Here is a 24,436-nt window from a genome sequence, read left to right as displayed (position 1 = left end):
GGCGCCGTGCGGGGCGTCGCCCACTGGCTTCGGGGGGCGCCGGTGGCCTGGTGGTCGTGTCGTCGTTTGCGCGCCCACCGGACCGCGTGACTGGTTTTTCGCGCCCAACCGCCCAACCGCCCGACCGCGCCCGCGCGACGGCCCGATCGGCGGGGCGGCGGAGAGGGCAGAGCCGTGCTTATCCGATGCCCTGCCGGTCCGGGTGGAGGGCGAAGGCGCGGTCGGCGGCTTCCGGTACGGTCCGTTCCACGGCCTGGGTCAGCAGCGTGCGATGGCGGACCAACGGCGCCCGACGGTCCTCGGGAACGGCAGCCAGGAGATCGTCGAGCCCGGCCAGCAGACGGCGGGTGACCTGAGGACTGGACACCCCGCACCCCCGGATCTCGGTGAAGGCGAGGTCGACCAACTCCGTCCAGCCCGGCACGGGTTGCACCAGCCGTACGACGCCTCGCCGGTCCCGGTGCAACAGCGCCCCGAGCGGGCGCTGAGCCACCGAGGACAGGAACTGCACGATCCGGTCCACGGCCTGAACCGCCGTGGTGGGGTCGTTCACGGCGGGCGACAGCGCGCGCAAAGCGATGTCCGACAACTGCCGCAGCCCGAAGCCCAGATCCTGATGGAACGTCCGCTCGGCACCCACGGACACCTGAAAACTCAGCGCGCGCAGCGCCTTCGAGGCGGAACCTCCATGTACGGCGAACACCGGCGTACCCGGCACGACGAAGTCCCCGATCCGCGGGACGAGCCGCAGCACGACACCGTTCTGCCGCGCCATCCGGACGAGCCGCGCGATGTCGACGTCCCGCAGCACGCCCGCGCGGCCGTGATGGGCGATGCGGGCGGTCTCGGCACCGAGGCCGGTGCCGCGCCCGGGCCCGGTACCGGCCCCGACGGCCTCCTCCGCGGAGACGTCGAGCGGCATGCTCGCGACGACCCGCAGCGCTTCCCTGGTGATCAGGTCGACGACGTGCGCGACGCGCATCAGCCGCAGCGTCGAGTTCACGTACATCACGAACAGAACGACGCTCAGCGCCACCAGGATCAGCGTGAGGACGGACTGGACGAGCGGGATCGAGGCCACCAGCGCGGGGTCGCGCTGGCTGTCGTACGAGGTGAGCACGAGCAGGGACTGGACGAAGGTGGCCAGGAACACCGCGAAGGTGGCCTTGGTGATCCGGCTCCGCACGAAGATCCGTACGACACGGGGGCTGAACTGCCCGGCGGCCATCTGCACGGCGACCAGCGAGATGCTGAAGACGACGCCGATGAAGGTCATCATGGCCGCGCTGATCGTGGTGACCACGGTCTTCGCGTCCTCGGCGATGCCCAGCAGATCGCTGACGGCTTCCTCGTCGCCCGCGTCGCGCAGCGCGGTCAGGATCGCGTCGTCCGCCGCCGTAGCCGCGGACCACACCACGAACACCAGGACCAGAGCGGCGGTCGGAGCGAACCAGAACGTGTCCCGCAGATGCTCCCGCAGCGGCGACAGAGCCCGGTGCCGCCGTCTCCGCGGCAACCCGTCCGTAGTCTTCCAGTCACCCATGGTGAGACTGTAGGCGTACCCTCCGCACCTGTCGGGAACCCCCGCCGGGGCGAGGAAACGCAGGTGAAAGCCACTCCGAAAGCTTGGTATTGTTGTCCATGTCGCCACGGGGAACACCCCCGTCCAGGCGGCAGACACCTAGTCCGGGTGGCGGAATGGCAGACGCGCTAGCTTGAGGTGCTAGTGCCCTTTATCGGGCGTGGGGGTTCAAGTCCCCCCTCGGACACATCTTCGGAATGCCTGCTTAGCGCGCTGAGCGGGCATTTTGCATGAGGTGCCGATTGCGTGGCCAAAACTGACGCGTGATCCCTCGGCGGCGTACCCCCGCTGACCTGGGGTTTCTCCGCAGTCTCGGCGTGGGGGTTCGTGTCGGGTTCATGTGGAGATTATGTGTGGTCAGGGCTGCTCGCCTGTGGCATCAGGGCTCTGACCTGCATCGTTGTCGGCGCGCGTCGTGGATGTTCGTATCGGTATCGCAGGAATGGTGGGGTGAGATCCGCCCTTGCTGTTAGGCGTGGTCAGTTCTGTGCACCGCCTCGGCTGTGGAGGCATCTGTGGATCGGGCAGTGACGGGTTGCTGAGCCTGAAGCCGTTCGTGAGCAGCAAGCAGAATCTCCAGGAGCGCCCTCGTTGCGGCGGGGTTGAGCTCGGGCGGCTCGTCGGGCACTACCACCGTCACTGCTGGACGCCGCCGACTGGTGTCCGCCACTCGAACCACCGCGCTTCTCGAAGAGTTCTGGAAGCGATCATTCGCGCTTGGAGTCAGGTTGCCGCGCAACGGCTCGGGCCGCACGGCGCAGTCCGCCACACGGGGGATCCCCAATGCAGCTCCCCCACGGGATACTCCACGCCCTCCAACGCAGGGCAGCCTCTCGAATGCTCGGTATGAGAGGGCGGTATGCGAGTCGGTAGGTGATTTGTTGTCACCTGAACGTGTGGGGCTGCGGCATCCGAGCCGGTCGGCGGCCTTGGGCGTGCTGGGCTGAACACCGCGAGCGAGCGCAAGCCCTACAAGACCGACCTGCCCGACGAGCAGTGGGCGCTGATCGAGCCGGTGATCGCCGCGTGGAAGGCCGCGCGCCCCTCGGTCAGCGGTCACCGGGGCCGGTACGAGATGCGGGAGATCGTCAACGCGCTCCTCTACCAGGGCCGCACCGGCTGCCAGTGGGACCTGCTCCCGCACGACCTGCCGCCGCGCGGCGCGGTGATGTACTACTTCACCAAGTGGCGCGACGACGGCACCGACCGGACCATCCACGACCTGCTGCGCTGGCAGGTGCGGGAGAAGGCGCGGCGGAAGGCGGACCCGAGCCTGGTGGTGCTCGACACCCAGAGCGTGCACGCGACGGCCGGGGTGCCCGCGGAGTCGACGGGGCGTGACGCGGCAAAAAAGTACCGGGCCGCAAGCGAGGCCTGGCCGTTGACGTGTTGGGGCTGGTGATCGCGGTGGTGGTGCTCGCCGCGTCCGTGCACGACAACGCCGCCGGCATCGCGCTGCTGGACAAGGTCGCCGCCGACACCGACACCGTTCAGAAGGCGCTGGTCGACCAGGGCTTCAAGAACTCCGTCGTCGCGCACGGGGAGAAGGTGGGCATCGAGGTGGAGATCGTCGAGCGCAACTCGGCCCAGATCGGGTTCGTGCCGATCCCCAAACGGTGGATCGTGGAGCGCGCCTACGGAATCTTGATGCTGCACCGTCGGCTGGTGCGTGACTACGAGCACCTGCCGCGCAGTTCCGAGTCGCGAGTGTACTGGGCGATGACCGCGGTGATGCTACGCCGTCTGACCGGGGCCACCGCAGCGGCCTGGCGCAGCGCATGACCGGCGAGTTGACCCTCGGGACGGTGCTGGCGCGGCTGGAGGAGCGGGAGGGGGAGATCGCCGCGCAGGCCGAGGCGACGAGGGAGCAGATCGCGCAGCTGACCGCACAGCTGGACGAGGTCGGGCCGCCGAGGAGGTCCGGATCACCCGCAAGACGCTGCTGGAGCTGCCCGATTCGTCCCCGCCCGCGCCACCGGTCCCGAAGCTGCCGGACCATCCGGCCTACCAGCAGATCATGGCGGTGTTCGCCGCGGCCGACGCGCCGCTGCGGGCGCGGCAGGTGTGCGAGGCGATGGACCTGGAGATCGCACCCAACAACATCAACAACACCCGCCTCAAACTCAAACGGCTGACCGAGCGCGGAATCCTGGTCGAGACCGAGCAGGGCTTGTTCACCCAACCCCGGCCGTAGCCGCCCGGCGGCCCCCGACCAGCCTGCCTACCCCAGTTGAAACGCGGCCTACCTCACACGTGCGGCTGACTAAGGGCTCGGTTGCCGTCGGGCATGCTTCGGCCATGGACATGCCCGACAACCTGTCCGAGTCCGAGCAACGCCTCGTGGCGAGGGCCCGCCAGGAGATGGTGGTCGACTTCCGAACCGACGACGCTTACGGCCCGAACGAGGCGGAACAGTGGAGCGAGGACCGTCGGGTCCGCGCCGTAGTGATCGCTGCCCTGGTGTCCGGCGCGGACTCGCTCAGCCGATTCACCCTGTGCGGGGTAAGGATCTCCGGCGACCTCGACCTGGCCAGCGCACGAGTGCAGACCTCGCTCCTGTTCGAGCACTGCGTGTTCGACGGCGAACTGTTGCTGGCTGAGGCAACCACCCGCAGCGTCAGGCTACGCGGCTGTTACCTCTCCCACATAAACGCGGCTCGTATCACTCTCGACGGGGAACTGGAGGTCGCGGGCTGCCGACTCGACAAGCTGTCGCTCTACGGAGCGCGAACGGGAGACGTGGAAATCTCCGGCTCGACGTTCACCTCCCCGAACGTCGCGGTACAGGGTGATCTCGCCGCGATCGACGGCGCCTTCTACTGCCACGACGCCGTCCTCGACGGACAATTACGGCTGCCCGGTGCTCACATCAAGGGCTACGCGGAGCTGGACGGCTCCACAATCCGCGGCGGGGTCCTCGCCAGAAACCTCGAAGCCGAAAGCGGCATGTACTGCCGCCTCGGGTACAACGCCGACCGTGCCGCGTGCGCAATCGAAGGCGATTTCGACCTGCGTGGCGCACGGATCAAGCGCGAACTGCGACTCGACAACACCCGCCTCACCGTGCTGGATCTACGCCAGGCACAGGTCGACAGCCTGTGTGACGACCCGGCGCACTGGCCACGGGAAACCAGGCTCGACGGTCTGCGATACGAGGACCTGGCGCCTCGCCTCCCCGCACCGGCACGACTTGACTGGCTCTCCCGCGGCCGGAACGACTACCAACCCCAGCCCCTCGAACAACTCGCGGCGCACTACCGGCGAATCGGCCACGACGAGGACGCCCGGCGTGTCCTGCTGCACAAGCAGCGCGAGCGCCGCAGGACGCTCGCACCACCTGGCCGTACATGGGGCCTGATCCAGGACCTGCTCGTCGGCTACGGATACCGACCATGGCTGGCCGGCCTCTGGCTACTGGTGCTGCTGGCCGCGGGCACCGTGTTCTTCGCAGCCACGCCTCCGAGTGCCGCCCGCGACGACCCGCCGCCCTTCTCGGCACCTGCCTACACGTTGGATCTCCTGCTACCGGTGGTGAACCTCGGCCAGGAGACCGCGTGGAGTCCGCATGGCCCGGGGCAGACCGTCGCCTACGGCCTGATCGTCGCCGGCTGGATCCTCGCCACCGCGGTGATCGCTGGCATCACGCGTCAGCTGGTCCGCCCTTGACGGTTACGAAGCTTGCCGATCGGCATGATCGTGACCTGCTGGAGGTTCACGTGCCTTGTAGGGCTTGCGCTCGCTCACGGTGTTCCGCCCAGCACGCCCGAGGCCGCCGACCGGCTGGGCTGCCGCAGTCCCATGTTCAGGTGGCGACAAATCACCTGTCAACTCACATACCGACCTCTGACAGAACCCGGCGTACGGCCCGGCTCGTCTGCCGCTACCTGCGGCTTTGCCGGAGAAAGGGCCTCTGACCTGCGCCGGAGGCCCTTTCCGGCCTTTCGGGGGCTTGCCGCGCTAGGCGGCGAAAAGTCCCTCGGACAGCGCTGAAAGTCCCTGAAAGTCCCAGGAGCAGAGGAGCAGGCGACGCCTCTCAGCTGGTTCGGATTGATCGGACACAGCGTTGTTGATCTGCCCGCGGCTTTGCAACTGCCGTGAGGTAAGACGCGGTCTGCGGTGGAGTGGTGGAGGTTTGGGCACCGGTGTACTCGTGTCGCCTTGAAGGCTGGCAGGTTCCTGGCGTTGCAGGCTGACCTCTACGGCGTCCGGAGCCCGTACCAGCGGACGCTCGTAGGGCGGGTGACGGAGATGCTGCCGTTCACCCCCGAGATCGGCATCGAGCGCCCGGTCCTGAAGTTCCTCATCACTTCGGCCCAGCTCCACGCCATCAACGAGGCCCGCGACGGAGACTTGCGGATGGAACTGGAGGTCACCGGCACGCTGCCCCAGGCCGCCGGCTATCCCGGCAGCACGACGGAGGTGCTCCATTTCAGCGTCGCCAAGAGCCGCTGGATCGATCAGATCAACGCCCTCGGCCCCTCCGTCGCTTTCGAGATGCAGGTCCCGTTCCTGCTGGAGGACGACCCCCGCGCCGAGTCCGCCCAGCATCTGCGCTCCGCGCAGCGTCGGCTTCTGGACAGCGACATCGACGGCGCGATTCTGGAAGCCCGCCAGGCCCTGGAGTGGGTCAGGCTCCACAGTGGGTGGACCTGGCCCCTCAACAAGGATCCCCGCCAGCGCGGGCAGGACGAGCGATGGACGGCGATTCGCACGGCTGTGGAGGACCAGGCCAGCGGATCGGTGCACGCGGACGCGGTCACGTCGGCGTTCAAGTACAGCCGGGACGAGGCCAAGGCTCTGATCGCTATCGCTGCAGTGCTGTTGACGGGCGTGGACCAGCCCGTCTGAGTCGATTCCGGCACAAAAGCCGGCGCCCCTGTCAGCTTCCCTCTGGCCGGGGCTCCTTCCCGCCTGCCGTCAGGCGGAACTGCCCTCCTTCTCGGGCTCGGGTGGGGTCGAGGACGATCAAAAGAGGTTCTGCCGAAGGGAGCGAAGTCGCGTGCGATGTAACGTTCTCTGAAACGATGTGAGTCAACTAGACATGTTTGTATGGAGGTTGCAGCGTGGGAGTGGTGCAGAGGTCATGACCGACGAGGTTCGACGTGGCGACGGCAATGACACCGTTTCGAACAAGATCACGGGCGGGCTCTTCGTCGGTGCCGTGATCCAAGGTCGTGACATCACGGTCCAGCTCCCCGAGCAGATCGCTCCTGCACTGTCTGGGCTACCACCTCGCCCTCGATCGTTTGCTGGTCGTAAGGATCAACTGGCCGAACTATTGGAGGCTCTCGCTCCTGATCAGTCCTGTCGGGCGGCAATGGCCGCGATATCCGGACTGCCAGGTGTGGGTAAGACTCAGCTAGCCCTGCAAGCCGCGTACCGTGCTCTCGACGAGCCGGACTGGTTCCCCGGCGGAGCGCTCTTCGTAGATCTACAGGGCTACGACGACGAGCGTCGCCTTAGCCCCAATCAGGCGTTGGGTAGTTTCTTGCGTGCCCTTGCCATCCCTCGGGAACATGTGCCGGATGAGCTAGAAGACCGTGCCCGGCTTTATCGCACGGTGCTTTCCACTTATGCCGAGCATGGGCGACGAATCCTAGTCATTATTGATAATGCATGTAGTGCGGCGCAGGTTCGCCCGCTGTTGCCCAGCGACGCCTCCACCGCAGTGCTGATTACCTCTCGCGGCACCCTCGACATCGATGCTCGCCTTTACGACCTCGCTGTGCTGACGTCATCCGAGTCGGTAGACTTGATTCGGCAGGTTTTGTGGCGGGCGCGAGGATATGACGATACACGTGTCGACGACGCGCCGACAGATGCTACTGAGATTGCGCAACTGTGCGGTCAATTGCCTCTAGCGTTAGACATCTGTGCAGCCCTGCTCGCAGACATGCCGAGTCGGCCACTTGTCTCCGTCAAGAGATCCCTACTTGAAGCACATACCCGACTCAGGTATCTCTGTCGGGAGGACCGAGCAGTGCAGGCGTCTTTCGACTTGTCGTACGAGCAGCTTACGGCCTCGCAAGCTCGGCTCTTTCGTCTGCTCCCTCTCAATCCGGGTCCCGATATATCGAGTCAAGCCGCAGCGCATCTTGCCGATATCGACGAAGATTTGGCCGACGAGGTGCTTACCGACCTCGCGCGAGCCCACCTGGTCGACCCAGGAGACGTCTGGGGCCGCTGGCGTATGCACGACTTGATCAGGCTCTACGCCGACGGTTGCGGGAGAAGGCATGCTCATGAAGACCTACGGGATCAAGCCAACCTTCGGCTGATAGATCACTACGATCGCACCGCAAAGGCGGCTGTTGACAGGATTGAAGCCCGCAGTGAGTCCCCTTCTCTGTTCGCCGACCACGATGAAGCGTTGGCATGGCTGGAGACTGAACGAGCCAACTTGGTTGGGATCGTCACTGTTGCTGCGGATGACGGCCGTGATGATACAGCCGTGAGTCTTGCTGCTGACCTAAGTTGGTTCTTTCATCGATCTCGGTATCTTGACGACTGGGTCGAAGTCGGAACGACGGCACTTGCAGCCTCACGCAGGATCGGTGATCGCGACGGCGAGGGAAGGATGCTGAGTAACCTCGGCTCAGCTTTGAAAGAGGCGCGGCGGTTTGAGGAATCCATCGGCCTTCTTGAGGCTGCGGCCTCCTGTTTCCGTGAGGTCGGCGATGTCAATAGCGAGGGTGCAGTGCTCTGCAACTTGGGTGCTGTGATGGTTGACGCGCGGCAATACGATGAAGCTGTTGATGTTCTCAAGTCATCCATGACCAAGCTGTCAGGGGCTTCTCCCCAAAGCGAGGTCGTGATGCTGACCAACCTCGGGCTGGCTCTGACGTCGACGCGGCGGTATGAGGAGGCCGTCAGTGTCCTAGCCGGCGCTGCGTCCCATGCTCGAAGAATCGGCGACCGCAGACGCGAAGGCATGTCTCTTCTCGGACTTGGGGAAACCTGGGCGAAGCTCGGTCGGTTTGAGGACGCCGTCAACGCGCTTACTGTTGCCATGGAAATTTTTCAAGAGACGGGTGAACGTCGTCGTGAAGGCTCAGTACTAAGCATCCTTGGTGAGACCTTGGGGCAGGTGAACCGCACAGACGAAGCCCTCGAAGTCCTTGCCACAGCTGTCGCTGTCCTTCGCGATGTAGATGATCGCCAGCTTGAAGGTAGGGCCTTGGCTATCCTCGGCTCAATTCTGAGGCAGGCGTACCGCTTCGAGGAATCCATCGACACTCAAAGAGAAGCTGCCTCCATATTTCGTGGGATCGGCGACTACTATCGCAAGGGCGTTGCGCTGGCTGAGGCTGGTGAGGTCCTGCAGGACTTGCGAAAATTTGAAGAGGCATTGGATGCGCACAAGGCCGCAGCAGCAATATTCCACACGTCTGGCGACATTCACAACGAAGCTTTGGCGCAAGCAAGCATCGGGGCCTCCTTGGTCGAGTTGAAATATTTCGATGAAGCGATTGCTGTCCTCACCCCCGTTGTCGCCACGCTGCGAGAAGTTAGCGATGCAGCTTGTGAAGGGGTAGCGCTAGCCAACCGGGGATTTGCTCTCAGGTCTATTCGACGGTTCGACGAGGCCGTCGTTAACCTCGCTTCTGCTGCTGCCATATTCCGCGAGATCGGAGACCAGCATCGCGAGTATATGGCAGCCATCAACCTCAGTGCAGCGCTGCAGGGCCAGATTTCTCAGTAATACCTGCTTTCAAACCTTGATCGACTCCCGGACTCGTGGGCTCAGCGATGATCTCCCACGGTGGCTGTCGGGCTCCTCCGCTACCTGCGGTGGATGATGTTGGTTTGCGCGGTATATGGCGTGTTGGGGGCGGCTCCTCCGGGAGGCCGCTCAACAAAGGTCCGGCCGAACTTTGTCTAGTTGGCCTACGAGGAACCACGGCTCTTCGTAGCGTGTCTACTCCTGCTGAATGTGTAGGCAGGAACGGAAGGCGGTGCAGGGTGGATCCGTATCGGTTGGACTGCTGGCGGCGTTGGCGGGTGGAGCCGGTGGTGAGGTCGGCAAGCAGGTGTGGACGGGGCTAAGTGAGCTGGTGCGGCGCCCGTTCCAGCGGGGCCTCGGCACTGCGGACGTTTCTGCGGTGAGTTCGGGCGAGGCAGAATTCGCAGGTCTGGAACGGGCTCCGGCCGATCAGGCGCGTGCTCAGGCACTCAGCACGGTGTTGGCGGTACGGGCCGCCATGGATGGGGACTTCCGCGTCGGTCTGCAACAGTGGCTCGAGGCGGCGAAGTCGGTGCGTGCGGGCGACGGCGACGTGAGTAACACGATCAGTGGTGGCACTTTCAACGGGCCGACGCTGCAAGGCAGAGACTTCTCGGGAGTCTCCTTCAGCGCTGCGTCCGCGTCACCAGCCGATCCCGGCGCTCATACGCCACGACAGGGATGAGGAGGTGAATGGCCCTCCCAACATTGGGAACAAACCTGGCGCTTGTCTCCGAGGATGCCTCGGTCGGCCGTTTCCACGTCGCACGACAGGGCGAGACGGCAACAAAACGGGGTCTTATCTTGAGCGGTGCGCCTGCTCAGGGCCTCTGACGTTTCGTCACGCTCAGTGATCACGCCTGGTGGCTGCTGCCGCGGCCGCAGGCACGCCGGGAGCCCACACGGCCACGGACCCGCTCCGCGACTACGGGTCAGCATCTCGCCCTTCGCTAGCATCACTACGTACTTCTCGATCCGGCGCGCCCGGGTCTCGGCCATCTTGGCGTCCTGGATCCGGTACAGGATCGCGTAGCGGTTCTGCCGGTCCAGCGTCTCGAAGAACGCCGCCGCGGCCGGGACCTGGACGAGCTTTCACTGCCGCTGCCTCTGCACCTGGCGTCCCTCGCTCAGCACTACGTGCTGCCGACCGTCGCAGAGTCCGGACCCGATGACGAAGAGGCCCCTGAAGAAGTCGTCGAACCGCAGTTGAAGAACACAGCGGAAGGGCAGCAACTGGTGGCGGCGCTCGGCGTAATCGCCGAGACTGTGGACACCGAGACGGCGGACATGGACCCGGAGTTCACGGAAGAACCAGGCCTCGCTCAGGCACCGGAGGACGAACAGCTTGCGCTGTTCCCATGAGGCAGGCATAGCAGGCGCAAGTACCGGCCGAGACAGGGCCGGGAACGGGTCCAACCGATGTTTCCCAGGCTCGACAGTTGCGCTTCGCGGATCCAGCTGGCTGGGGACACTCGCCAGGTGGTGCCATTGTCCCTGGTGCGGCGGGCGACCGGGACAGACGCGAACCGGGAGTGAAGGAAGCAGGGGCGCAGAGCATCCGGCCGCTTGCGGGCGCGGATGGCGATTTGCGGGCCCTGCACCTCGCCTGGCTCTCCGGCCTGGGTCGGTGGGAGCTGAGGGACGATGACGAGGAGGAGCACAGCCTCGTCGCTGGGCCTCCTGTGCCCGCCTGGGCCGGCCGCGCTGACCGGCCCGCAGCGCGCTGGCCGCCTTCCTGTGCGTGGAACAGGATCTGCTGACCGCCGCCGCGCAGCGGGCCCGGCCCAGGAACGGCGTCGCAATGCCGGTTGCTCGCACTTCGGGTGGACCGTGGTGAACAGCAGCGACGGGCACCGTTAGCGCCGATCGGCGGTGAGAGGGGTCTGCACGCCGTGCGGCCATACGGGCCCGAGACAGTGACGATCAGGGAAGCGGGAATTCGCCTCGCACCACCGGCATGTGCGTATGGAGAGTGTCGGTCCTCGGACGCATTTTGTATATATGCGGCCCGGTTTCCGAGCAGCATCGATCGACACCCGATCTCGGCCTTCGGCTGAGGCGGGTGCTTTTCGCTGTCCGCCTCCCTTCCTCGCGTGGTGCGCGCAGTTGCAGCGCGGGCAGCGCCGCCCAGATCTGCGCCTCGCGGACATAGGCGTTGCGCGGCCGTGTTGTGTCCGGTGGGGGGCGCTGGAGTGGCCGTACCGGTACCGGTAGGTGGGATGTTGGTGGACCCAGCAGGACTCCATCCGCCGTCCGCAGATCCCGCAGGTGACCGTTCCGGCCGGCCGGTAGGTGCGCCTGGGCACTTGGACGGTGGCGCGGACGGATCGGACGCGAACGAAGTCCGTCGCGCTCACCAGAGCGGGGCGGGCGGGGTAGTGCGAGATCGCCCACTCCTCGCGGGGGTTCCAGCGCATCACGTCGCGCCCCCGAGCATGGTGTTGTCCGGGTTGAGGAGCGAGTGGTCGGTGCGGGCTGCGCTCCGGGTCCGTCCTGCCGGGGGAGGGAATGCCGGCATCGTTGAGCGCGCGGTACGCGTCGTGGTCGTCATCGTGGGCCTCGGGGTCAGGTCAGGGAGTGTCCGAGCCCTGGCATCTGGTATCTGCTGGGCCGTGCCGGACACAACCTTGCTCACCCACCAGACTGCCTCGCCAGGGGCTTCGGAGTCATCGGTGCGCAGGAGCAGGCGCCGCGCGTACTGAGCGCATGTCACCGGAGCGACGTCCGGTCCCGCGTGCCGGGCCGCCAGACGGATGGCAAGGCGACTGCTCCACGCTGGCTGGGTGGTGCCGTGGTGACAGCATGCCGCGATCCGCGCCGTTGTTGTCGCTGCGCGCGGACGGCCGGCTCAGTGCGGCTCTCCGTCGTCCGGCCTGTCATCGCCGCCCGTGCTCATGCTGTCGGGCTCGGGCTGGATGACGCCGTGTTCGTCCAGGAGCGGGCGGATCCGCATCGGCTCGGTGGTCTCCGGGTCGGAGCGGCGGGGCGGCTCGGGGCCGTCGGGGCCGGTGCGCAGCATGCGTTCGACGCGGCAGATGCGGTAGGTGTCGCCCTGGACCGTCACCTCGTTCAAGTGCGGTGTGGATTCCAGGTGTTCGGCGGCGCGTGCATAGGCGTCGCGGGTCGCGGTGTCCAGGTCGTCCATGTCGGCCCAGATCCCGGACAGGCCGTTGTGGAGGACGCGGCGAGCGTCGTGCGGGGTCGGCTGGAGGCGGCCGGCTGGCATCCAGCCGGGCCCGGTTTGCTTGACGACGCCGAATCTGACCGGGAGCAGGACGAGTTCAGGGTGACCCAGGACCGCCTGCTGGGATTCGGCACGAATGGCGGGCGGGACGTGCTCGCCCTCGTAGGTGAAGCCCCGGAGGGCTTGGCGGTTGCCTTCGGCCATGACGCCGGGAGACGTCGTGGGATCGCCCATCAGGGCATCGAGGGCGTGGTCGATGTCGGGCAGGGTCCGGGCGCGGCCGGGCTGGTGGTGCCAGGAGCGGTCGGCTGGTTCGGGGTCGGTGGGGCGGGGTGGCTCCGGGCCCTCGGTCAGGCCGCAGTGTGCGTACTCGTCGCCGCGCACGACGCGGTAGCGGGTGCCGAGGACGGTCAGCTCGTCAATCCGCTCGCACTCCAGGAGGTGTACGGCCGCGAGGAGTTCGCGGCGCTCGGGGACGGTGCCGGCCTCGTCCTTCGCCTGGAACCACAACAGAGAGTTGAGGGCGTCCCGGGCCTCTTGCGGGGTGCCGTCGGTGGCCTCGGACACCAGCCGCCAGCGGGCATCGGGTTCCGGGCCGAGCGCGGCCACACCGAACACCGGTCCGCGCGGCCACACATAGGGGAAGCGGGTTGAGGCGTTGAGTGCGTCAACCTCGCGGACCAGGGCCACCGGGTCGTCCCGGCGCAGGAGTTCGGCCGCGGCCCGTTCCAGTTGTCGCATCCAGTCATCACTCACGTACGCATTGTTGCCGCGGTTGGCGTGCGGTGTCAGAGGGTTCACGAACATCACCACCCCGCTCCCTGCGCCCGGCCGTGGTGCGCCATGGGACAGTCGGGCTCTCCCCTGCCGTGGCGTCGGGCACTGCCTCTGTGCCCTGCCCCCGCCCCCCCCTGCGGCGCGCAGGCGGACACGGCGCCCCAGCCGTTCACAGCCGGGCCCGGCCCGGCGGACTGGCGCGGGCCGCCCGCACCGCCTTGGCGGTCGGTCTGCCGCAGTTCTCCGGCACCCGTTCCAGCGGCACGCCCAGCTGTTCGGCTCAGGTCCTGCGCCTCTCGTTCATGACACAAACGTTACGGGGCGCCACTGACAGTGAGAGGCGATTCGGGGTGACCGTAGCGGGCGCAACACCTTGTGCACGGATCGGCTCCGGGATTCACCCCGCACGGACTTCGTGAAGAGTCTCGAAGCGCGACTGCCGCCGGTAGGTGTATGCAAGGAAGGCAACGGCCCCTGCGGCCTTGTCCGGGATGCCCGCGCCGATCCAGTGGGATGCCGCGGCGTTGCGCCTCTGGCTGGCTCCACTGTGGCCATGGGGCGGGTTCGGCCTCGTGGGGAGCGACCGCAGAACCGGAAGTGGCTGTTGAGCGGGTACCGGCGGACCAGTGCGTTACCTGGCCGAGTGGCTGACTTTCCCGTCAGGGGCACGGGGCGCGAGATCGGCCAGCAGGTCGGCCAGGACTGTCTCCTCCTCGACGCGCACGCCGAGTTCGGTCAAGGCGGGTGCCAGGTCCGGGTCCCATGGTGCGGTGGTGGGTGTGCCGTCGAGGGGTGCGGTCGCGGGCGTGTTGGCGGCCGCGGTGCGGTAGTGGACGGTGGTGTAGCGCCAGGGCTGCCAGGGGACGCGGTCGAGGAGCGTGGTGGCGATGCGCAGGCCGCCCCAGTCGAAGTCGCCGTGGTAGTGGAGGGAGGATCCGTTGTCGTGAAGCCGGCCGAGCAGTGTGAGGGCGGCGGCGGAGGGCTGGCCCTGGAGGCAGACCAGGGGTGGGCAGGCGCTGCCGTACGTGTCGGCGGCAGTGGCCAGGACGGCCGGGTTCTCGCAGATGTACACGGCGGCGGGCGCTGTCCGTGGTGGCCGCAGGGTGAGTTGGCGCAGGGTCACCACGGCGGGCTCTCCCTCCTCGGCCAGGTGGTCGAGGGCGGGAGTGCCGCGCAGGTTCAGGGTGAGGACGGTGGAGGAGAGGGCGTCCTTGAGGACACCGGCCGAGGCCCAGGCCGCACGTCTCCACTCGGCGCCGGTGCCGTCGGGGCAGCCGGTGAGGGCACGGATGCCGGACAGGACGAGGGTTGCGTGCGGGGTGCCGTCGTCGAGGGCGTGGGCGCGGCCCAGTGCCCTGGTCGCGAAGACGGGCAGGGGTGTCGGGGGGTGTGCGGGGAGTGCGCCGAGGGCCTGCGTCGTTTCAGCGAGCAGGGTGCGGGCGGCGTCCGGGGTGCGGGCGAGGCGGCGTACCAGACCGTCCTTGCGCAACTGCGCCGCCCAGTGGGCCAGTTCGGGCTGCTGTCGGCTCAGGGTGTCGAGTGGCGCGTAGGCGGCGTCCCAGGCCCGGGTCTCCTGCCGTCGTGTCTCGCTGAGCGGGGTGACGGTGCCGGTGAGCTCGGTGACGGCGGCGGCCAGGCCTGCGGGGCTGATCGCGGAGCGCCGCAGCACGGCGTCCACCGCTTCGAGGCGGACGGTCAGCGAGCGTCCGGCGCGCGGGGGACGGCCCAGGAGGCGTTCGGCCGCGGCCCGTTGCGCGTCGGTGGGGGCGGACAGGGAGACGGGGCCGGTGAGGGGTTCCTCGCGTTCCATACGGCGGCGGATCCGCTCGACGAGCCAGCCGAGTTCGGGGTCGCCGAGCAGGCGCCGAAGCCGGTCGTGGTCGATGTCGTGGTCGATGGGGCCGTCGTGCTCCGGCACGGGGGTCACTGCCACAGCGCGTCCCGCCCGAAGTCGGTGCCGGTGCCGGTGCCGGATGCCGACGCACCGGAGGGGCCGGCGTCCGGACCGGTCGGCACGAGGCTCTCCGGATCGGCGGCCCGGCTCCGCCGGGTGCCGTCCCACTCCCAGCGGGTGACCAGGACCGCGGGGATCTCGTCGACGCGGGAGAGCTGGGCGATGGCGATGCCGGGAACTTGCGGGTAGCAGGCCCATTCGCGTTCGCTGGTCATCACGACGTCCAGGTCGAAGGCGTGCAGCAGGCCCAGGCACTTGGCGCGGGAGTCGTCGTCCACGCCGGCGAACGCCTCGTCCAGGGTGATCAGTCGTGGCGCGTGTTCGGCGGACGCGCTCGCGTAGTGCGAGGAGGCCGCGGCGAACAGCGGGACCGACATGGCAAGGACGCGCTCGCCGCCGGAGGCCGGTCCGGTGGCCGGTACCCATGTGCCGTGCTGGTGGCGTTCGACGCCGAACTCGTGCCAGGCCCGGTAGTCCAGAGCGGCCGTGAGCAGTTCCAGCCAGCTGCCGGTGTCGTCCTCGCTCTGCCGGCGGGCGATCTGTTCCTGGAGGAACTCGCCGACCGCCGCGCGGTCCTCGGGGGTCCAGGCGTCGGCGGACTGGCGCAACCGCTCCCGTGCCGGGGCCAGTCCCGCGGGCGCCTTGCGCGAGGCCCGCCACACCAGGCGCAGTCTCATACCGGTGGAGGTGGGGCGTTCCTCCAGTTCGGCGTTCATGTCCCGTACCTGGCGCTCGGCCGTCGCGATCAGTTCCTGCAGAGTGCCGGCGACCTCGGTCAGCAGGTGGGTTTCCAAAATCTCGCGTTCGTGCGCGGACAGGATGCGGGCCAGTTCCTCGACCTCGGCGGCGAGGGCCTGGGCGAGTTCCGGGACAGCCCGCTCTCGGCCCTGGTAGACGATGTCGACGACCATGCAGTCCTCGGCGGGGCGCAGGGAGGCGGTGTGTCCGTGCCGGGAGAGCGAGTCCTGTAGTTTCTTGTGCTCCTCGCTCAGCTGTTTCTGTACGCGTTCCCAGGCGCTGTCGGAGTCGTCGATGGAGGTCAGTTCGGTCTCGACGCCGCGGGCCAGGGCGATCGCCGGGGTCGCCGACCACGGCCCGTCGTCCAGCGGGGGTACGTCTGCCTCGGGCAGTGCGACGGCCAGCAGACCCGTCGACGCGAAGCGCTGCAGGGCGGCGATGGCGTCGGTGCGGGCGGCGGACCTTTCGGCGACGTCCTTTTCCAGCTGCTTGATGGTGCCCTTGGCCTCGTAGGCACTCTCGTTCGCCTGGTTCTGGTCCTCGGTCGCCGCTTGCGACTCGCGCTCGCAGTCGGCCAGGTCGCGGGCGGTCCCGGTCAGCCGCCGCTCCAGTTCGGCGACGGCGGTGCCGACGGTGGAGCGCAGGGTGGTGTGCCGTTCGGCCGCGGCGGTCGCCAGGTGCGCCGCCCCCTCGGTGCGCAGCGCCAGTTCGGCCACCTGGGCGCCGGCTTCTTCGGCCTCGCCGCGCAGTTCGCCGACCCAGCGGGCCGCGTCCGCCCGCTCGCGCAGGGCGGGCCACAGGTCCGCGAGGACGAGGTCGTACGCGTGCAGGGCATCGCGCACGCCGACGAGCCCCGGCCGGTCGGCGGGCAGGTGCACGGCAGCCGCGGTGTCGGTGAGTTCGGTCTCGGTCTCGGCCTGCCTGCGGGCCGCCTCGGCGAGTTCGGTGGCGCGCTCGTCCTGACGCTGCCGGGCCCGATGAGCCGTGTCCGCGGCGGCGGCCGTCCGCTCGTGCGCCTGGCGCAGCACGACATCGTCGGGAACGCCGGCCAGGTCGCCGTCCAGGGCGGCGCGGCGCCGCGTCACCGTCTCGCGCTCCCCCCGCAGCGCTGTCGACTCGCCCTGGAGAGAGCCGAGTTCGTCGCGCAGTGCGACGATCCGGGCCCGGCGGGCCTCTTCGCGGGCGCCCTCGCCGACATACGCGGCGCTCTGCTTGGACCAGCTGCCGGTCAGCGCGCCGACCCGGAAGCGACCATCCGTACCCGTCCAGGTGTCGCCGTTCACGCCGAGCCCGATGGCCCTGAGCAGCCGGCGTACCGTCTCCTCGCCCACGGCCGCCGCCCGCGCGTCGCCGTGGTCGACGGCGGGGCGCAGGGCGTCGGCGAGGGTGGCCCCCGGCAGCGGGGTCCGCGGCGAGAGCAGTACGTCGTGCCCGTACTCGTCGGCGTGCGTCGCTGTGCCGTCCGGGCGCACCCACGCGTCCAGCAGACCCGATGCCTCCAACGCCGCTTCCAGACCTGCTCGTTGTGCGTCGGTGAGGTGCTCGTGGAAGTCGACGAGGCGCCACAGCGGTGCCCCCGTGGCCTGCTCACGTACACCAGGGGCCCGGGTGTACGGCGCGGTGGGACCGCGCCGACCGCCCGCCTCCAGCTCGGACAGCTCCCGCTCGGTCTCGGTGCGCCGCGCCTCCACTCCGGTCAGGCGTTGCCCGAGAGCGGCCCATCGGTCGGCCAGGCGCGCGTCCTGTGCGCGATGTGCGCCGGCCGCGTACGCGCGGGCCGGGTAGGGGCCGTCGAGATGGGTCACCCAGTCCTGCAGGCCGTCCAGCAGGCCCGCGGGGTCGGGCAGCGCCAACTCGGTGCAGCCGTCGAGATGTTCACGTACGGAATCCAGCAGGGCCCGACCGGCGGCGGCCGCCGCCTCGCCCGCCTCCGCCTGGCGTTGTGCGGCGGCGGTGGCCTCGGCGTCGGCCTCGTCCAGGCCTCGCTGGGCCACACGTCGTTCGGCCGCCGCTGCCTCGGCCCGCGTGGCCAGCTGCTCCAGGTGATCGACTGCGCGCCGTCCGCGCTCGACCGACTGGGCCGCCGTGCGCCGCAGTGCGGCCTCCGGGCCGACCTCGATGTCCGCCACCCCGTCGAGCCGGGCGGCCGAGGCCGTCTCCCGTTCCCGTACGAGGATGTCCGCGAGCTGCTTCTCGGCGCTCGCCAGTCGGTTCTGGGCCGAGTGGAGTCTTCCCAGGGTCTTGGTGTGGGCGTGCGCGGCCCGCTCCCGGTCCTGCCCGGCGAGGGCGAGGTCGCCCGCCGTGCGCTCGGCGTCCTTCGCGGCCTGTTCGAGCTCCCGCGCGCTGCGCATCTCGGGCCCTTCGCGCAGCGCCGCGTCCTGCGCCTTGAGCCGGGTCGCCGCCTCCTTGAGCTCCGCGACCCGTGAGGCCGCCGCCTGACGGTCGGCCTCGGCCTGCTCGCGTTCCGCCTGGGCCTGTGCGAGGTCGCGGTGCAACTGCTCGTAGCGGGCGTGCTCCCGGCGCGGCAGCCGGGCCCGGCGGCGGGTGGCGATGCGGGCGTAGCGCCGGTAGTGGTCCAGGAAGGCGGATGCGGCCCGTTCCGCCTCGGTGGCCGCCCGCAGCTCGTCCTGTTCCTCGTCCAGGGACCGGAACGCCTCGGCCACGTCGGCGATCACCGCCTGGTCCATCGGGGGCAGTGCCTCGGTCAGTGCCCGCGACAGGGCCGCCTCGCTGGGCCGCTTGGACAGCTGGGGCTGGCGCAGCTGGATCAGCAGGTCGACCAGGGCCGCGTACCGCCGCTCGCCGAGCCCGAACAGTGCCTCGTCGGCCGCCCTGCGGTACACCTTCGCCTGGTCGTACACCATGCCCCGCCCGGCGACCGCCTCGGCGAGCCGGTCCCGGGACAGCGCGGTGCCCGTCGCGTCCAGGAGGCTCAGCTCCGGTCCGACGCGCTGGTTGGTGACGGCGTACCAGTGGCGGGCGATGCCGCGCCCGGCGACCGCCTTCAGGCCGCAGACGAGCGTACGGAAGTGAGCCTGCCCGCTCTCCTCGTCGAGACGGCCGAACTCGATCCACGTGTAGCCGAGCCGCTCGGGGTGCGGGTGCTCCCCGCCGAGAAGGAGATTCCACTCCATCCGCTTGCCCGGGTCCGCGTCGGGCTCGACCCGGCGGGCGGACAGGTCGCCATCGAGCAGGAACGGCAGGGTCAGGGCCAGGACCTTGGACTTTCCGGTGCCGTTGTTGCCACGCAGCAGGAGTCTGCCGTCCCGGAACCAGAACTCCTCCACGTCGTAGTAGAAGAGGTCGACCAGACCGATGCGCAGCGGGCGCCACCGCCCGGGGGCGGGGACGGGCAGACCGGCGGACAGGGTTTCGGTGGTGTGGGCGGCCTGGCTGGTCAACGCGTACGCGCCTTTCGCTGAGCGGGCAGTGGCGCCTTCGCGCCCGTGCGGGTACCCGGTTCGAGTACGACCGTCTCGCCGACCGCGTACCGGGCAAGACCCGGGCGAGCCTCCACCCGGTCAGTGGTGCGGGTGAGGAGGCCAAGCGCGGTCAGCTTGGCCAGCGCCTGCTCCACGAGCTGTGGTTCCGCGCCTGGCTGCTTGGCGGTCTTCGACCAGTACCCGGCATGTTCAGCGGCCAGTTCGCGTACGCGCCGCTCCAGGTCCGAGGCGGTGACCGGCCCGGCCGCCGTCGCGATGTACTCGGCGAGCAGCAGGGTGATGTGCCCGTGGGTGCCCTGCTCCGGCATCCGGACGTCGGTCAGGTCGTCCTGCGGGTCGACCATGGCGATGCCCTCGGCGCGCACCTCGGCGACCAGGCCGGTCAGCTGGGTGATCTGCGCGGTGATGAAGCCGCGCTGCCGGGTCAGATAGACCAGTTCGGCATCGCTCAACTCCTCGTAGTAGAGCACCGGATCGTCGAGCAGGCGCCGGTAGAGCGTCCAGCGGATGGCCCTGAAGCGCAGGTCGTCGCTGTCCAGGGCGGACTCGGCGACCAGTTCGGTGAGCCGGCTCTCGAAGTCCTGTGCGGTGACCGTGGACGGGCCCTTGCGGGTGGCGAGCAGCCCCGCCAGGACGCGGCGCTCCACGTCGTACAGGACGTCTCCGTTCCCGCTCACGTATGCCTCCTCGTCCCCGGCCACCCGCCGCAGCACCCCGAGGCGCAGCAGCAGCCGCACCACCGCCGCGAGATCGAGGCGCTCGTCGCGCCGCTCCAGGGTGAACTGCACCGCCGCCGCGGCCAGCTGCGGATCGGCCGCGTCCAGGACCACCTGTTCGGCGAGGCGGCCGAGCGCTATCTGCGACTCGCCGCGCTCCAGGGCCGCCAGCGCCAGGCACAGCAGGACATAGCGGCGGCGGGTGAAGGGGGCACGGGCGCCGGTGACCTCCCGCGCCGGATGCGTGGCGTCAGCGAGGGCCCCCGGAGTCTTGCGCAGCCGGGCCGCCTCCGCGTCCACCCGCAGGGACCAGCCGGTGTTGCGGTCGAACCAGTCACGCAGTTCGGTGGCGTGCTGGCGTACGAGGCGGAACTCGTCGGCGTACGACCCGTGCGCGAGCAGCAGCGGTTCCTTGAGCAGGGCTCGCGCGGCCTTTTGCAGGTCCGCGGCGCGGCGGCCGTCGAGCACCTCGGCCAGGGGTGTCGTCATCGGTCCTCCTGCGGTGGGGCGTCGGCCTTCGGTATGGGGACTTCGCGGGTGAGATCGGTGATCTCGATGATGTGGTCGGGGCCGTGGAACACGCCGCCGGGAGTGTGGACTTCGGCCGTGGTGCCGTCCGCGAGCGCGGTGAGCCGGATCTCCATCGAGCCGTCGTTGCTGGTCGCCGTGGTCGAGGTGGTGCCGGGCCGCCACGTGGCCAAGGCGTCCCCGAGGAGCTGCAGGAACAACCGGAAGGCGAGTGGGTCGAGTTCGCCCAGGCCGGACAGGCGGGTGACCCCGGGTGTCTCCAGGCGGGCGCGGGCCGCGGTGATCTCCGTGGTCTGCTTGGCGGCGATCTCTTCGAGCAGCCGGCGTTCCTCGGAACGGTCCTGGACCCTGCGCGGTTTGCCGCGCCGCTCGTAGCTCCCGGTGCGGCGCAGCTGCGGACTGATCCGCAGCGGCTCGGCCTCGGCCCACGGTGTGGACGCCGGCACCGGACGGGTGGCCCGCTCGGCGAGGGTGTCGGCGTCGACGGTGAGATGGCGGGCTGGATGCAGACCGAACGCGGTACGCCACAGCCGGTGCCGCGCGGCGTCGTCCGGCGCCTCGGCGAACCAGCGGGCCAGCGTACGGAAATCCGCCGACCGGTCGGAGCGCCCGGCCCGCCGCTCGTTCAACTGACGTACGACAGCGAGCAGTTGGGGAATCGCGCCCAGTGCCCGACCGCGCAGCAAACGGGCCTGCGACTCGCGGTCGTCCCCGGACACGAACCAGGCCGCGAGCCCCGACCAGCGCGCCAGCCACCGCACGTACGCCCGCGCCTCGGCGCTCTCGGCCATGTCCGGAGCCGCGTCGGCCGACTCCCGGACTGCGGCCAGCCGCAGCAGCCCATGGACCTGGCCCTGCCCCTCCAGCTCCCTGATCAACAGAGCGATCCGGCCGCTCAGCGTGATCAGATCCTGGATGAACCGCTCCAGATACCGGATCAGTTGGTCCTTGTACGCGAGGAACGCCTCGACCTCGACGCCGTGCAGGTCGATGGTGCGCTGCAGCGACCCCATGAAAGCCCGTGCGTTCTCGGCGAGTGCCTCGAACCGGCCCGTCAAAGAGGACAGCGCCAGGTGGGCCTTGGCCGCGTCGGGTTCCTCCTCGGCAGCGATCACCAGCAGGGCGCGCAGCTGGGTGACGATGTCGTGCAGCGCCACCGCCTGCAGCGCGCCGCGCCGCCCCAGCGCCTCGTCGTACCCGGCCAGCGCCTCCTCGGCGGCCTCACCCGCCCGCGTGAGCTGGTAGATGAACCGCTTGCGGTAGAAGTCCTCGACCGCTGTGACCCGTGCGGTGTCCGGATCAGCCCGTAGGTTTCCCCACTCGACGAGGGAGTCCAGGGCCTTGACGACGGAGTCCGCCTCCACCGGTCGGCGCTGCGGGGGTAGTGCCGCGTACACGTCTTCGGGACGCAGGTGCACAGCGAACCGTTCCTTGGCCGCCAGGAACGCACCCATGACGAGCCGGTACAGATCGGCGTTGGGCACCGTCAGATGCGCGAACGGCGCGTAGTCGGGACGGTCAACGCGTGCCTCGCGGGAAGGATCGCGGGAGGGATCAGTCGTCATCGCCCCGCCATTGTCCCTGACCCGTTCATCCTTCCGGGACCTGTGGCTGAAGCCTCACGCAGCGCAGCCGCCCTCGCGTTCCCGGACCACCCGTGCCGGTGAGCGGTGAGTAGGGTGCAGGAGCGTGAGTGAGTACCAGTACTACGAGTTCCTGGCCGTCGACCGGCCGCTGACCCAGGACGAGCAGGCGCAGGTGCGGGCGTTGTCGACGCGTGCGGAGATCACCTCGACACGGTTCGTCAACGAGTACCACTTCGGGGACTTCCACGGGAACACCACGAAGATGGTGGAGCAGTTCTACGACGCACACCTCTACTTCGCGAACTGGGGCTCGCGCCGTCTGCTGCTGCGGCTGCCCACCGCGGCCCTGGCCAAGAAGGCGGTCGAGCCGTACGCGTTGGAGGAGTCCCTCAGCGTCCATGTCAAGGGAGGCTTCACCCTGGTCGACTTCTGTCTGGACGCCGCCGAGGACGGCGGGGCGGAGTACGAGGACTGGGACGCCATGGAGTCCTGGACGCTGGGGGGCTTCGCGCAGCTGCGCGTCGATCTCGCCGCCGGGGACCTGAGGCCGCTGTATCTGGCGTGGCTGGCGGGCCTGCGGGTGTGGGAGCTGGCCGAGGACGACGAGGAGGAGTACGTCCGCGCAGTGGAGCCGCCGGTGCCGGCCGGACTTGGTGAGTTGACAGGGCCTCAGCGGATGCTCGCCAACTTTCTGCGGGTGGACGAAGACCTGCTGGCCGTCGCAACCGAGGCCTCCGCCTCCCTCACGGGTGCCGCCCCGGCCGACCAGGACAAGGCGCTGGCGGCGTTCATCGCTGCCCTGCCCGTCGCGCAGAAGGAGGCCCTGCTGGTGGAGGTCGCCCTCGGCGGAGCGGCTCATGTGGGGCCACAACTGATGAGACGGTTCCGCGCCGCTCACACTCGGGCCGACGACACCACTGCCCACGCACGCCGCAACGCCGCCGAGCTGCTCGACGCTGCTCACCGGCACCGCACCGGACGGATCGAGCGCGAACGGCGGGTCCGTGCGGCGGCACAGCAGGAGCGGCGTCTGGCAGCCGAGAAGCAGCGTGCCGCGCACCTGGACAAGGTCGCCACCGCCCCCGGGCCGCTCTGGGAAGAGATTGACAACCTGATCGGGCAGAAGAAGCCCGCCGCCTACGACCGGGCGGTCACCCTTCTCACCGACCTCCGGGACGCAGCGGCCCGTACTCCCCAGGCGTCGGCCGACTACCACCGCCGAACCAGGGCGCTGCGCGAGGCCCACCGGGCCAAACCGGCGCTCCTGGGCCGTTTGGACAAGATCGGTATTCCCCACCCCTGATCCGGGGCCCTGCCCATACGGGCCCGTACCGGTCCGGTCGCATGCTGGATGTGTCACGATGCGACGGCACGGTCACTTGACGAAAGGAGGCGGATTGTCATGGTCGGCACCTTTCACACAGGTTCTGCTGACTCCCACGGAGACATCGGAGTACCTCCAGATCCCGCAGTCCACCCTGCGCAGCTGGCTGGAAGGCCAGGCGGCGGGCGCCCCTCTCGTCCACCGGGTGCCGCCGAACGGCCGGGGCAGCCCACGGTGCCCTTCGTCGCCGTCGCCGAAGCCGTGTCGACGGTGGCTGGTTCGGTGAAGGTGACCAGTTCGCGAGCTGTTGGGCGATCGTGGTGTCGGGCATGAAGGGGCCTCGTTTCCTGCGGGGAGGAAGCGGGTGAGGCGCGTGCGCATCGCGGGTGTTCCGGGCGGACATGGTCGACGGCGTGGGCGATCGGGATGGTCCGTGATTGCTTGGCGTGTCGGCCACGACTATGGACGCTCGGATGCGGGCAGGAAGTCAAGCGCTGGCAGCCGTTCGGCGTCGGCCCATGTCAGAGCGATTCGTCGGGCGTTGCTGGCGGTGTCGAGCTGTCGGCGAGCCGCTCGTGGATCCGGGCCGCTGAGTGCGGACCGATGCGCAGCTCTTGGCGATGTCGCCGGACACTGACGGGCGTTTCGGCTGATGTCCAACCTGGAGAGCTCGTAGCTGAGTTCGGGAAGTGCGGGAGCCGCGGTAGCGGGTCCCGTGGCGTAGCCGGGTGTTGTGACTGAGTTGACCGTCGGAGGCTGCCAGGATGCGCATCGTCACGTGCGGCCCGGTCGGCTTCCAGTCAGCTCGAGCCTTCCCTGCGCGATCACGACCGTATCGTCAGTGGCCGAATCCCCCCTCGGACACAGTTTTTACGCACACG

The 24,436-nt window shown here is 69.0% G+C and carries 13 protein-coding genes, 1 tRNA gene and 2 pseudogenes; 9 read left to right on the top strand and 7 right to left on the bottom strand.

Annotated elements, in window-relative coordinates:
* Positions 1-178 precede the first annotated feature (178 nt).
* Entirely contained in the window at positions 179-1,543 is a 1,365-nt protein-coding gene (locus tag ACH4YP_RS03710) for a DUF2254 domain-containing protein (RefSeq protein WP_398489175.1), read from the bottom strand.
* A gap of 141 nt (positions 1,544-1,684) precedes the next feature.
* On the opposite strand from ACH4YP_RS03710, the gene ACH4YP_RS03705 reads away from it, so the two are divergent.
* From ACH4YP_RS03705 to ACH4YP_RS03675, 7 genes and pseudogenes are all read left to right on the top strand, one after another.
* Positions 1,685-1,769, top strand: a tRNA-Leu gene (locus ACH4YP_RS03705).
* 756 nt (positions 1,770-2,525) lie between these two features.
* Positions 2,526-3,364, top strand: a pseudogene (locus ACH4YP_RS03700) (IS5 family transposase).
* A gap of 235 nt (positions 3,365-3,599) precedes the next feature.
* Positions 3,600-3,776 carry a hypothetical protein gene (locus ACH4YP_RS03695; protein ID WP_398489174.1) on the top strand — a complete coding sequence of 59 codons (177 nt, stop codon included), beginning with the start codon at positions 3,600-3,602 and terminating at the stop codon, positions 3,774-3,776.
* A 104-nt stretch (positions 3,777-3,880) separates the two neighbouring features.
* Entirely contained in the window at positions 3,881-5,248 is a 1,368-nt protein-coding gene (locus ACH4YP_RS03690; protein WP_398489172.1) for a hypothetical protein, read from the top strand.
* A gap of 492 nt (positions 5,249-5,740) precedes the next feature.
* Entirely contained in the window at positions 5,741-6,430 is a 690-nt protein-coding gene (locus tag ACH4YP_RS03685; RefSeq protein ID WP_398489170.1) for a hypothetical protein, read from the top strand.
* 235 nt (positions 6,431-6,665) lie between these two features.
* Entirely contained in the window at positions 6,666-9,284 is a 2,619-nt protein-coding gene (locus ACH4YP_RS03680) for an ATP-binding protein (protein ID WP_398489169.1), read from the top strand.
* Between the two features lie 253 nt (positions 9,285-9,537).
* Positions 9,538-9,990, top strand: a complete 453-nt coding sequence (locus tag ACH4YP_RS03675; RefSeq protein WP_398489167.1) for a hypothetical protein — start codon at positions 9,538-9,540, stop codon at positions 9,988-9,990.
* Between the two features lie 248 nt (positions 9,991-10,238).
* Here ACH4YP_RS03675 and ACH4YP_RS03670 read toward each other — a convergent pair.
* Positions 10,239-10,382, bottom strand: a pseudogene (locus ACH4YP_RS03670) (YdeI family protein); the annotation flags it as partial.
* Between the two features lie 60 nt (positions 10,383-10,442).
* On the opposite strand from ACH4YP_RS03670, the gene ACH4YP_RS03665 reads away from it, so the two are divergent.
* On the top strand, positions 10,443-10,667 hold the full coding sequence (locus tag ACH4YP_RS03665; RefSeq protein WP_398489165.1) for a hypothetical protein: 225 nt from the start codon (positions 10,443-10,445) through the stop codon (positions 10,665-10,667).
* A gap of 1,486 nt (positions 10,668-12,153) precedes the next feature.
* Here the strand turns inward: ACH4YP_RS03665 and ACH4YP_RS03660 are convergent.
* From ACH4YP_RS03660 to ACH4YP_RS03640, 5 genes are all read right to left on the bottom strand, one after another.
* Positions 12,154-13,245, bottom strand: coding sequence for a DUF5954 family protein (locus ACH4YP_RS03660; protein WP_398489163.1), 1,092 nt, complete (start codon positions 13,243-13,245; stop codon positions 12,154-12,156).
* Positions 13,246-13,897: 652 nt separating this feature from the next.
* Positions 13,898-15,199, bottom strand: a complete 1,302-nt coding sequence (locus tag ACH4YP_RS03655; protein WP_398489161.1) for a TIGR02679 family protein — start codon at positions 15,197-15,199, stop codon at positions 13,898-13,900.
* Complete coding sequence (locus tag ACH4YP_RS03650) at positions 15,190-19,359, bottom strand: TIGR02680 family protein (RefSeq protein WP_398489159.1); 4,170 nt, start codon at positions 19,357-19,359, stop codon at positions 15,190-15,192. Before ACH4YP_RS03650 ends, ACH4YP_RS03655 begins: the two co-directional genes overlap by 10 nt.
* Entirely contained in the window at positions 19,356-20,606 is a 1,251-nt protein-coding gene (locus ACH4YP_RS03645) for a TIGR02678 family protein (RefSeq protein WP_398489158.1), read from the bottom strand. Before ACH4YP_RS03645 ends, ACH4YP_RS03650 begins: the two co-directional genes overlap by 4 nt.
* Positions 20,603-22,210: a TIGR02677 family protein gene (locus ACH4YP_RS03640; protein WP_398489156.1), complete on the bottom strand. Its 1,608-nt coding sequence runs from the start codon at positions 22,208-22,210 to the stop codon at positions 20,603-20,605. The genes ACH4YP_RS03645 and ACH4YP_RS03640 overlap by 4 nt, the downstream gene beginning before the upstream one ends.
* 124 nt (positions 22,211-22,334) lie before the next feature.
* Between ACH4YP_RS03640 and ACH4YP_RS03635 the strand changes: the two genes are divergently transcribed.
* Positions 22,335-23,534 carry a hypothetical protein gene (locus ACH4YP_RS03635; RefSeq protein WP_398489155.1) on the top strand — a complete coding sequence of 400 codons (1,200 nt, stop codon included), beginning with the start codon at positions 22,335-22,337 and terminating at the stop codon, positions 23,532-23,534.
* The last annotated feature ends 902 nt before the right edge of the window (positions 23,535-24,436 follow it).

It is taken from the genome of Streptomyces sp. NPDC020747, from assembly GCF_044334695.1.
In the GTDB taxonomy this organism is placed as follows: domain Bacteria; phylum Actinomycetota; class Actinomycetes; order Streptomycetales; family Streptomycetaceae; genus Streptomyces.
The sequence above is the reverse complement of the archived record's forward strand: the minus strand, read 5'-3'. Positions and strand labels throughout refer to the sequence as shown.